The sequence below is a fragment of the Longimicrobiales bacterium genome (assembly GCA_035764935.1).
GTDB lineage: Bacteria > Gemmatimonadota > Gemmatimonadetes > Longimicrobiales > RSA9 > DASTYK01.
This window is the reverse complement of sequence record DASTYK010000134.1, coordinates 1-10,525: the sequence shown is the minus strand read 5'-3', so window position 1 is coordinate 10,525 and position 10,525 is coordinate 1. Positions and strand designations below refer to the sequence as shown.

At 65.7% G+C, this 10,525-nt stretch carries 7 protein-coding genes; 3 read left to right on the top strand and 4 right to left on the bottom strand.

What is annotated here, in order from left to right; translation table 11 throughout:
* Positions 1–896 (bottom strand): M28 family peptidase (locus VFU06_10910; protein HEU5209894.1); only part of this gene is annotated, 896 nt, incomplete at its 3' end.
* Between the two features lie 499 nt (positions 897–1,395).
* Here VFU06_10910 and VFU06_10905 point away from each other — a divergent pair.
* Both VFU06_10905 and VFU06_10900 read left to right on the top strand, forming a co-directional pair.
* Positions 1,396–3,333 (top strand): HAMP domain-containing sensor histidine kinase, encoded by a 1,938-nt coding sequence (locus VFU06_10905; protein ID HEU5209893.1) that lies wholly within the window; start codon positions 1,396–1,398, stop codon positions 3,331–3,333.
* Between the two features lie 201 nt (positions 3,334–3,534).
* Positions 3,535–4,911 (top strand): sigma-54 dependent transcriptional regulator, encoded by a 1,377-nt coding sequence (locus VFU06_10900; GenBank protein ID HEU5209892.1) that lies wholly within the window; start codon positions 3,535–3,537, stop codon positions 4,909–4,911.
* Between the two features lie 63 nt (positions 4,912–4,974).
* On the opposite strand, the gene VFU06_10895 is transcribed toward VFU06_10900, so the two are convergent.
* On the bottom strand, positions 4,975–5,898 hold the full coding sequence (locus tag VFU06_10895; protein HEU5209891.1) for an HNH endonuclease: 924 nt from the start codon (positions 5,896–5,898) through the stop codon (positions 4,975–4,977).
* A gap of 592 nt (positions 5,899–6,490) precedes the next feature.
* Here VFU06_10895 and VFU06_10890 point away from each other — a divergent pair.
* Complete coding sequence (locus tag VFU06_10890; protein ID HEU5209890.1) at positions 6,491–9,919, top strand: TM0106 family RecB-like putative nuclease; 3,429 nt, start codon at positions 6,491–6,493, stop codon at positions 9,917–9,919.
* Positions 9,920–9,983: 64 nt separating this feature from the next.
* On the opposite strand, the gene VFU06_10885 is transcribed toward VFU06_10890, so the two are convergent.
* Entirely contained in the window at positions 9,984–10,253 is a 270-nt protein-coding gene (locus VFU06_10885; GenBank protein HEU5209889.1) for a hypothetical protein, read from the bottom strand.
* Between the two features lie 19 nt (positions 10,254–10,272).
* Positions 10,273–10,525 (bottom strand): HNH endonuclease (locus VFU06_10880; GenBank protein ID HEU5209888.1); only part of this gene is annotated, 253 nt, incomplete at its 5' end.

Genomic DNA, 10,525 nt, shown 5'->3' with positions numbered 1-10,525 from the left:
CGGCCGTCGCCGAGCACATCCACGAAGGCGACTGCCCGATCCGCCCAGTCCGAGTACAGCTGCTTCATCCCGACCAGTCCAGTCTCCTCTTGCGCGACGGCCGCGAAGACAAGATCGTGCTCGGGACGCACACCTGCATCGATCAGTGCCTGTGCCGCCGTCAGCATCGCGACCGTGGTCGCAGATGTGTTGGTGCCCGGACCCGCTACCCTGCTCCCCTGGATCTGCGGGGGGCTCGTTGCCTGCCGCTGGTGCTCCGCCACCATCGGGAGGTCGTCCAGGGTCGATACGAAGACCAGGGCGCGGCCCGAGCGCCCGGCGATCCGGCCGACCACGTTGGGCGTTCCGTCCACCGACACGTTTGTGAGACCGATGGCCCGCATCCGCTCCGCCACGGCTTCCGCCCGTGCGTGTTCCTGACCCGAGGGAGACTCGATCGCCCCGATCTCGACCAGGAGCTGCGCCGCCTCCCCCGCTCCATTCTCGATAGCGAGCAGGCCGGCCTGCACCGCAGGGTCGGCCAGTGCCGAAGGCAGAGTCGCCTGTCCGGACACGGGGAGCGAGACAGCGAGAACGGCCAGGCCGGAAAGCCCGACGCCCCGCAGCCAGACCGAAGCAGCGTTCGGTGAAACGCGGACGACAGCGCGGCGAACCGCATCACGCGTGCTGCACCGCTCGCAACAATAATGATGCGCGCCACGCGCGTTACAATGCGATCGACGAGACAGATAACGTGTTGGCACGTAACGTCGCACAGGGAAAACTGTTGAATTCTGCGACAGCGTGTCGCAGTACTTTGCCCGCGGTGATGTGGCATGCATGGTGCCACTGCCACGTGAATCGCGACGTTTGCTTCCGCCGCCGCGCATTCCTAACCTGTCAAATTCGACGTTCATGAACTGGAGTCCATCCGTTCCCTATCGCCGCGCTTACGTCGGCGCGGATACCGTGCAGCACCTGCGGATGTTTCTGCTCGCCGTCGCGTTGCTCGTGCCGCTGAACCTGCCGTTCTCGCTCCCTGCACTCGGCACGGAAGCTTCGCTGGGATGGTCCAGTGAGGTGCACCAGCACGGGGACGAGACTGTCTTCGTCGTTTCACGCACGCTGCGCGAGGCACGTGTAGCGGGGCTCCAGCCAGGCGACGTCATTCGGGAGATCGACGGGCAGGAAGCGACCAACGAACGAATTGCCCTGCTGGAGAACCAGGCGCGATCGGGCGAGAGGGTTCACCTCGGGATCGAACGGGAAGGTGCGCTGTTCGAGGTCGATGTTCCCGTAAGCCCCATGTCGGCCAGTTACGTCGCATACATCGTCTACCTCGTTGCCCTGGGCCTCATCGGCTGGCTTCTCGCATCGGCCATCCTCGCCTGGCGCGGCTCGCAAACCTCCAGCCTGTTGCTCGCCGCGGCGCTGCTGCTGTTCGCGCCGATGGCGTTCACGAGCGGCGTCCAGGGCGATGGCTTCATCTTCACCGGCGCCCGCAGCCTCTGGCAGCTTCAGTCCACGGCCTACCGGTTCCTGTTTCCTGCACTCCTGCTCCACCTGCTGATACTGGAGTCCGGCGCCCGGCCCGCAGTCCGACGCAAGTGGGTTTGGGTGTCCTTATACGTCCTGTTGGCGGCGGTGCTTGGTATAGTGACGCGCGGATTCAGCTCACCCCTCGCGTGGACGATGGTCGGGCCCGAGCGAACCATCCGAACCGTTGCGGGACTCACAATGGAGTTGCTGCTCGTAGGCGCCGCCTGGTCGTATCGCAGGCTGGAGCCGGATTACCCCACGACGCGGCGCTGGCTCATTTTCGCAGCATTCTGCTTTGGTCTGACCGGTGTCGTCCGTTCGGGCATGCAGCTCGTGCTCGGCGAGCACGGTGCCACGCATGCGGTAACGCAGATCAACGCAATGACCCTGGCGCTCTTTCCGCCGCTCGGGATCGCCTACTGGCTGCCGCCGACAGCACACAGAAAGTGGTGGCTTCGTCGATGGACGGCCTCTGCCGGGTCCCTTGCGCTCACCTCGCTGTTCGGCCTCATCCTGGCTGGTGTGGTCGCAACGGTACTCAATGCCACTGGCCGAGACCTCCAGGGAGTCGAATGGCCGCTGTTCGCTCTCGTGTTCATGGCGGCCATCGTCTTCTCGCCGCTTCTGCGATGGGCACACGAGGCACTCGATCAGCGGATGTGGGCTGAATGGTCCGTCCGGGCAGAGCGACTTCGTGAGTTTGCGTCCAGTGCCTCGGCCGACCTGGAGATATCGCGAGTCGCGGACCGAGTGCGCCTCGAACTGCCGCAACTGCTGGAATGTTCATCCGTGGAGCTGATACTGACACGTGACGTGGCCGGATCGGAGGAGCTCGACGGCAGGAGCGTCGTCCCGGGCGATGCACTGCTCCCGTTGCTGGAAGAGCAAACCCGGTGGAACGACGAGGTCTACGTTCCGGTCAGGGAGGGTAACGGAAGCCTGCTGGGTGCGCTCAGGATTTCACTCGACGACGGGCGCGGCTCGACGCCTCCCGAAGACGCGCTGCGTGAGCTCGCCGCTCAAGGCACGGCAACGGCGATTCGGTATTGCCAGGCGTTTGCGGAGATGAGGCGCTCGCAGGTGGATCTGGCGGAAGCCGAACGCATCGCGGCGATCGGATCACTGGCTCGCGGCCTCGCACACGAGATCAAGAACCCGCTCGCCAGCCTCAAGATGGGGCTTCATCTCGTGCGCCGGGATGGTGCGAATGAACGGCGCCTCACCCGACTCGAAGGTGACATTCGCCGGATCGACGACCTGGTCGTCGGCCTGTTGCGCTTCACGCAGGACGAAGCAGGTGAAACCTCGGAAACGCTGGACCTGCGAGAGGTCGTCGGATCGTGCGTGGACGACCTGAGGGCCCAGATCGAGGACCGTGGCGTCGTACTGATCGAGAACTATGCGGATACAGAGTTGCCGACACTCGGCGGCCGCAGGCAACTCGGACTCATCATCTCGAACCTGCTGACGAACGCGCTGGAGGCCGTTGGCGAGGCGGATGTGATCGAGGTGCGGGTCGAGCCGGGACCGCACAACGCCGCGGACATTCTCATCCGCGATACGGGGCCCGGAATACCGGAGGAGGTCAGAAGCCGAATCTTCGACCAGGACTTCACCACGAAGGTGTTCGGCACCGGATTCGGGCTGACACTCGCCCTGCGTGAAACCGAACGCTTGGGCGGCACCCTGTTCGTGCAAAGCGACCAGGGCCAGGGAACGATGGTGCGTGTACGAGTGCCTCTTGCCCGAACTGCCGGTGGTGCGGAATCGTTCAACGGCAATCCGATCGAGTCGACCATGCGAGCGGCCGAATAGGAGGCGAGTCGCCGAAAACCGATTTGCCCGGCACTTGCGGACGCACTATCTTCTTCGCAACCCACAACAATTCTGGCCTGCACAGTCTCCGAAGGCACCCGACGCGGCCGACCAGGCCCCCTCGGATGTGATACATACAGCGCAACCGTCCGTCGGCAACGTCCAGCCGCGGATCGGCTCCTCTACTGCGTTGGGGGAATCATGAGGCCCAATGTCCTGATCATCGACGACGAACACAACTTCCGGGAGTTTCTGGGCGAGGCGCTCGAGACAGAAGGCTACGGCGTACAGTACGCCTCGACCGGGCGCATGGGTTTGGCGTCTGCCCGCAAGCACCCGCCGAGGTTCATCCTCCTGGATCAGAATCTTCCCGACGGGTCCGGCCTCGATCTGCTGCCTCAGCTTCAGCGCCAGCGGATCCATACCTCTGTCATCGTCATTACCGCCTATGCAGAGTTCGGAAGCGCGGTCGATGCCGTAAAGGCCGGGGCGTTTCATTACCTGAGCAAACCGCTGGATTTCGGACGTCTGCTCGAGATTCTGAGCAGCGCATCATCCGCGTCCGACCGTTCCGAAGAACATGAGAGCAGCGCCGCGCTCGCTGCGATGATTGGTGAGAGCCCCGCCATGATGGATCTGAAGGCGCGCGTGCGACGTATCGCGCGAGGACCGGCCGAAAGCATCCTGGTGCATGGCGAATCCGGCACCGGCAAGGAGCTGGTCGCCCAGGCGCTCCATCAGATGAGCGATCGTGCGGACGGGCGCCTCGTGTCCGTGAACTGCGCAGCATTGACCGAGACCCTGCTGATGAGCGAGCTGTTCGGCCACGAGCGGGGCGCATTCACTGATGCCCGCGAACAGCGGAAGGGTGTCTTCGAAGCCGCACAGGGAGGCACACTGTTCCTCGATGAGGTCGGGGAGATGGGGCCACGAAGCCAGGCCGCACTGCTTCGCGCTCTTGAGCAACGCGTGATTCGGAGGGTGGGGGGCACGGTCGATGTGCCAATCGACATACGCGTGGTCGCAGCGACGAATCGGGATCTTTCAGTGCTCGTGGCCAACGGCTCGTTCCGGGAAGACCTGTACTACCGCTTGAACGTTGTTGACATACAGGTCCCGCCGCTCCGTGCTCGAGGCGACGACGTGCTCCTGCTCGCCCGGCATTTCTCGGAAACCCTTGCCCAGCGCTATCGCGAGCAGGTCCGCAGCATAACGCCGGACGCGGCCGCGCGGCTTCGCGAGTACTCGTGGCCCGGCAACGTCCGCGAGCTCCGGAACTACGTGGAGAGAGGGTACGCGGCGACGACGATGACTACGATTCTCGCCGGCGAGCTCGGAAGCGGGACGCGCGTTCTGCCGTTGAACAACACTATCGCGTCGAGCTACTCGCCCGGGACGTCCTTCCAGCAGGCCAAACAGGAGGTCGTCGACGCATTCGAGCGGAGCTTCCTGGAAAGCGCGCTCTTACGGGCAGGCGGAAACGTTACCCAGGCCGCGGCGGATGCGGGGCTCATACGACAGGTTCTGCAACGTCTCGTCCGCCGGCACGGCATCGATCCCGACGATTACCGTCATTGACTTCATTCGATGGGGCCGGAGGGGGTCGAGATCCATTGCCTGCGAAGCTTGAGAGGCGTCGATTCAGCCGACCTTCCGGAAAAGATCAAATCGCTCCTCCAGAAACTCAGGCCGGGGTTTCAGGTCCCGTGCACCTGGTACGACGACCAGTTTGCGACCCTCCATCTCCTTGAGGCCGTGCTGTAGCATCGGGCCATCGATCTCTTCCAGGATGTCGCGCCTGATGTGAACGACGTAATCGGGGCTCACGCCCAGGATGTGCCGGTCAAACGCAGCGTGATGCAGCTTGCACAGCGCGAGCCCGTTGGCGACGAGCGGTTCACCGCGGGGATGCCCGTCAGGTAGAATGTGGGCTGCCTCCAGCAACTCTACGTGTCGCAGCCTACATATCGCGCAATGCTCCCTGTAGGCTCGCAGCACACGCCCGCGGAACGATGCCTGGTGAAGCCGATGCAGAGCGAGCCGCGTCACGTACGAGCGCCGTATCTCTGGCTCTACCTGCGACATCTCCGCAGCCCCAAAACGCTTATCCTCCACAGCAACGTGGAAGGTTAGACGCTGCGGATCCGCATGAACGACATACACCGGCCAGGTGGGTATGTACTTGCCCGGTACGATGCCGAACAGGTATACGAGCGGTACCCGTCGCTGCATGGCCTTGACCATCCCCACGTTCTCGTGGTGATTGGCGTTGGTGCCGCGGTATCGGTACCGGAGCAGCCCGTCGGGACCCAGCTCGTCGTCGTACGGAGGCGGCGCGCCGTGTTTGGGCGGTACGGTAGTGAAGCTCAGCGGCATTTCTGGCAGCACTGCCGGCTTGAAGATCCCCTGAGGACCGAGCAGGGGGACTCTCTGGCCGTCGAACTGGAAGCCGGCCGATAGCACATCGCGAGATAGAATCTCGCCATGCAATGCGGTTTGAGTTCGTAGGAACTCGAACGCTGCGGCACGGACTGCTGCGTCGAGCGCATTGGCCTGGTCTGTCATGATGGATTGCTCAGATCACGGGATCGGCCAGTATACTTTCTTCAATGGCACGAGGCTTCGGCCCTCGTGATTCCTTGTGGGCCGATCAGGGGGACTCTGGCCGTGGAACTGAAACCCGCTGCTCAGTAGATCGCGCGAAAGGATCTCGCCATGTAACGCCGTTTTGATGCCGCAGGAATTCGAACGCCGCTGTGCGAACAGCGGCGTCGTGGGCGTCGGCCCGGCTAGCCATAGTTAGCACCTGAACGGTTGTCGGAGACTGTCGCAAACCAAACTGATCCGCGCGGTTGGATAGCCCGCGGTCGGAGCGTCAGACGCCGGCTATCCCTGATCATCACGCTCAAAGCACCGCAACGGCTGGGCGGTTCTCCAGTCTTTCGGCCGCCCTCGCGGTCGGTTGCCGCGAGTGCATTGTCACACCCCCGCTGAATTGTACAGTCGACGCAGCCTCGCATGCCAGCGCAATAGGCAGCCACTGCCCATGCCAGTGTGCGCAATGCCACCGTATATTCGGACCAAACGTCACACTTCGCCGTGCCGACGGTGGCACCCACATCATGCGCCTCCGCCCCGCTCGGCCACATAGCGCATCATGCATACAACCTCCGACAACCGGCTCATCTTCTCGGCGACGGACCTCAGCCACTTCCTCGCCTGCCCACACCTCTCCGGCCTCAGCCGCGCCGTAGCAACGGGTGAACGCGCCCGGCCACCGGTCTATCCCGACCCCGGCCTCGAAGCGCTTCAGCGCCGCGGCTACGAGCACGAGGCACGCTTCCTCGAGGCGTACCGCAACCGGGGCCTGAATGTCCACGAAGTGGCGATCGACGGTGCGGCGGACATGAGCTACCCCGAGCGCATGGTCGCGCTGGCGCAGGCGACGCTCGCCGCGCTGCGTGCGGGTGCGGACGTCGTCTACCAGGGCGTGCTCTTCGACGGCGAGTGGCACGGGCGGCCCGACTTCCTGGTGCGCGTGGACCAACCGAGCGAGCTCGGAGGCTTCTCCTACGAGGTGCTGGACACGAAGCTGGCGCGCGAGGCGAAGGGCGGCGCGCTGCTCCAGGTCATGCTATACGCCGACCTGCTCGCGAAGGTGCAGCGCCGGATGCCCGAGCATGTGCAGCTCGCACTCGCGGGTCCCGAGCCACGTACGATTCCCTTCCGCGTCGCCGAGTACGCCGCGTACTTCCGCTCGGTGCGTGCGCGCTTCCTAGAGGCGATGCGCCAGCCCGCGGATCCCGATGCGGTTCCCGAGCCGGCCGAGCACTGCACGATCTGTGACTGGAGCGGCCACTGCGACGGTGTGTGGCGCGACGTCGACCACCTCTCGCTCGTCGCCGGCATCTCGCGGTCGCACCGGCGCGCGCTCGTGGACGTCGGCACGGACACCCTGGAGGCGCTCGCCACGCTGCCACCGGACGCGACGGTCGATGGCATCGGCAGGGTCACGCTCGTGCGCATCCGCGAGCAGGCGCGCATCCAGGCGCACGGCCGGCGCGCGCAGCAGCCGATGCACGAGCTGATCGAACCAATCGAGGAGGGGCGCGGCCTCGCACTGCTGCCGGAACCGTCGCCCGGCGACCTGTTCTTCGATCTCGAGGCCGACCAGTTCGCCCTCGACACCGGACTGGAATACCTCTTCGGCTACGCCGACCGCGACGGCCGCTACACGGGCGTGTGGGCGCTCGACCGCGCGGCCGAGAAGAAGGCGTTCGAGGACTTCATCGACCTCGTGATGGCACGCTGGGAGGAGCACCCCGGCATGCATGTCTACCACTACGCGCCGTACGAGCCAACTGCGCTCAAGCGGCTGATGGGCCGCTACGGCACGCGGGAGGAGGAAGTCGACCGGCTGCTGCGCGGCGAGCGGCTGGTGGACCTGTACCGGGTCGTGCGGCAGGGCGTGCGCGCCTCCGTGGAGAGCTACTCGATCAAGCGGATGGAGCCGTTCTACGGCTACGAGCGCGCAGTCGACCTGCCCGACGCGAACCGGGCGCGCGCACACTTCGAGGCGTGGCTCGAGCTGGGCGGCGAGCGCGACGACCCGCTCCTGCCGGTCATCGAAGGCTACAACCGTGACGACGTCCTCTCCACCCTCCGCCTCGCCGAGTGGCTCGAGCGGCTGCGCGCCGGGCACGAGCAGCGCACCGGCGCGCCGATCCCGCGGCCTGTGCCCGGATCCGGCGATCCGTCGGAGGAGCAGGAAGTCCGCAATGTGGAGGTGCGCGCGCTTGCGGCGCGGCTCGTGACCGACGTACCGGCGGACGTCGCCGAGCGCACGCCGAAACAGCACGTGCGCTGGCTGCTCGCGCAGCTCCTCGAGTTCCACCGCCGGGAGGACAGGGCCGCGTGGTGGGAGTACTACCGCTGCCATGAGCTGACCGACGAGGAGTTGATCGAGGATCGTGCGGCGATCGGCGGCATCACGTACGACGGCCCGTCCGGCACCGTCGCGCGCTCCACGCTGCACCGCTACCAATTCGCGCCGCAGGAGCACGGGCTGAAGGCGGGCGACACCGTCGAGGCCGCGGGCACGAAGGAGGCGCTCGGCAAGATCGTCTCGATCGACGACGCCACGTCCACGTTCGAACTGAAGCGCGGCAACGGCAGGCCCGCACCGCAGCCGCGCGGGCTCGTCGTGAACGACATCATGAATACGACGGCGCAGCGCCAGAGCCTCCAGCGCATCGCGGCCGCCGTGCTCGAGCGGGGCATCGACGCCGGGGCGGGCGCTGCGGGCGAGCTGCTGCTACGACGCGCGCCGCGTACCGGTCAGGCGCCGGACAGCGCGCTGCAACGCGACGACGAGACTGCGCTGGACGCAGCGCTCCGCGTGGTGCACACGCTCGATCGGACCGTACTGCCGATCCAGGGACCGCCCGGCAGCGGCAAGACGTACACCGCCGCGCGCATGATCGTCGCGGCGCTGAAGGCGGGCAGGCGGGTCGGCATCACCGCGACGAGCCACAAGGTCATCGGCAACCTGCTGGAGAACGTGTGCGACGCCGCGCGCCAGGCGGGCTACGACGTGAAGGGCGTCCAGAAGGCGGAGGCCGACCAGCATTGCGGCTGTGACGAGATCACGTGCACGAACAGCAACGACCAGGTCGCCGCCACGCTGGCATCCGGCGAGGTGAGGCTGGCGGCGGGGACGGCGTGGCTGTGGAGCCGCGAGGACATGATGGACAGCGTGGACCTGCTCTTCGTCGACGAGGCCGGCCAGTTCTCGCTCGCGAACGCGGTCGCGATCGCTCCCGCCGCGAACTGCCTCGTCCTCGTCGGCGACCCGCGCCAGCTCGAGCAGCCGCAGCAGGGCGTGCATCCGCCCGGCGCAGACGTGTCGGCCATGGACCACCTGCTCGACGGCGCAGCCACGATCCCGCCGGACCGCGGCCTGTTCCTCGCCGAGACCTGGCGGCTGCACCCGGACATCTGCGCGTTCACGTCGGAGATGTTCTACGACGAGCGCCTGCACGCGCGCCCCGGCCGCGATCGCCAGCGCATCGACGGCCCGACGCCGATCCGCGGCAGCGGACTGATCCACGTTCCCGTCGAGCACAGTGGGCGGCAGAGCGAGTCGCCGGAGGAGGCCCGCGTCACTGCCGACCTAGTGCATGCCCTGCTGGACGGGTCGTCATACTGGTACGATCACGAGGACGTCCGGCATCTGCTCACGCTCCCGGACATCCTGATCGTCTCGCCGTACAACCTTCAGGTCCACGCGCTTGCGCAGGCGCTGCCTCCGGGTGCGCGCGTGGGCACGGTCGACAAGTTCCAGGGCCAGCAGGCGCCGATCGTGATCTATTCGATAGCGTCGTCGAGCGCGGCGGATGCTCCGCGCGGAATGCAGTTCCTCTTCAGCCCGAACCGGTTCAACGTCGCGACGTCGCGGGCGAAGTGCGTAGCGGTGGTGGTAGCGAATCCGACGCTGTTCGCGGCGGACTGCCGGACGCCGGAGCAGATGAAGTGGGCGAATGTATTCTGCCGGTTCGGGGAGGTGGCGGGGGTGGTTGGCCGCTAACTGGCTCCGGACTGGAGTGCGTGGGCGCAGCGAGTCAGTGGAGTTCAGCGACCCTTCAGGCGGATCAGGTAGCCGCCGTCGTCCAGGTCTGGCCCCCACGCTCTACCTGTGGCAGTCCGGTGCGAAGCATGGTCTTCACCCGTGTTTTCGGTACTAATCGTCCGGGTGACCCGTTCCCCCTTCCCGTGATCACGTGCACGAGCGCATCGGGCTCGCGTTTGCGGACGCGCGCGACGAAGCTCGCGACGGCGACCTCCGCCGTGAAGCGGGTCATGCCATGGAGATCGAGCGTGTCGGAGATCCGACCGTCGAGCGGATTGAGGATGTGGTTCATGACATGCCTTCCGCCCCGCTCAACTCTGCTGTGCAATTCTCAGCCTGAGTTCATCAATCTCCAACGGCGGGTCAGTCCGGTGCAGCATCGCATGACAGTTCGGACATACCGGCACCAGATCACGAATGGGATCTATGCGATACTCCTCGCGGATGGTTGATAACGGTCGAGTATGGTGCACGTGAATAAAGCCAACCCCGAGATATCCGTACACATCTTCGAACGAGAAACCGCAGACACGGCACATGGCACCGTAATAGGCCACGCAGGCC